The organism is Mangrovihabitans endophyticus, assembly GCF_014646155.1.
In the GTDB taxonomy this organism is placed as follows: Bacteria; Actinomycetota; Actinomycetes; order Mycobacteriales; family Micromonosporaceae; genus Actinoplanes; species Actinoplanes endophyticus.
Genome location: NZ_BMMX01000216.1, coordinates 1 through 502, shown reverse-complemented (window position 1 = coordinate 502; position 502 = coordinate 1). Strand labels below are relative to the sequence as shown.

The 502-nt window shown below is 38.2% G+C and carries 1 protein-coding gene; it reads right to left on the bottom strand.

Going from position 1 to position 502, the window contains the following annotated elements:
* Positions 1 to 127 precede the first annotated feature (127 nt).
* Positions 128 to 391: a flagellar basal body rod protein FlgB gene (gene flgB, locus IEY73_RS34990; RefSeq protein ID WP_229716468.1), complete on the bottom strand. Its 264-nt coding sequence runs from the start codon at positions 389 to 391 to the stop codon at positions 128 to 130.
* Positions 392 to 502: the final 111 nt, after the last annotated feature.

Below are 502 nucleotides of genomic sequence, written 5' to 3'. Positions count from 1 at the left end.
GATCACGCCTCGATACTTTTTTAAGGCTGAACTCAAGGCTAAATACATGGTAGAGTTCTTGCCCATTTCGCTCGTTTCTATGTCTAAATCCACGCTGTTGCCATCATTTTTAGCCAAATGCCCGTCTCTAAAAAAAAAGGCTTGCCCCATCTTTAGCGCTATTTTCAAAGTCTAAATGCCTAGGGTTAGTGTGGGCTAAAGGCAAAACTTTACTAGATTGGTTTTCAAAAATTTCTGCTTTTTTCTTCGCTAAAACGCTTTCAAAATCCAAATCCTTTGGCCTGTAAAAGGGAGTATCCACATTAGCGATGTTAGAAGCGATCATATCTTGCCTTAAGGCCCTATAATCTAGCGCTTTATAAGCCAATCCAAACGCTTTAGAAAAATCCATCAAAACCCCTTTTTTAAACCCTTACCAATTTATAGCATGCAAAAAGCATTCCAAAACCGGATCGCTTTCTTTATCAAAGAATGCGATCAATTTCAAAGTACACTTAAGCTT

What these genes read in the sequence shown, in the direction of transcription:
- flgB (WP_229716468.1), bottom strand. Translation starts at nt 391, where the DNA reads ATGGATTTTTCTAAAGCGTTTGGATTGGCTTATAAAGCGCTAGATTAT.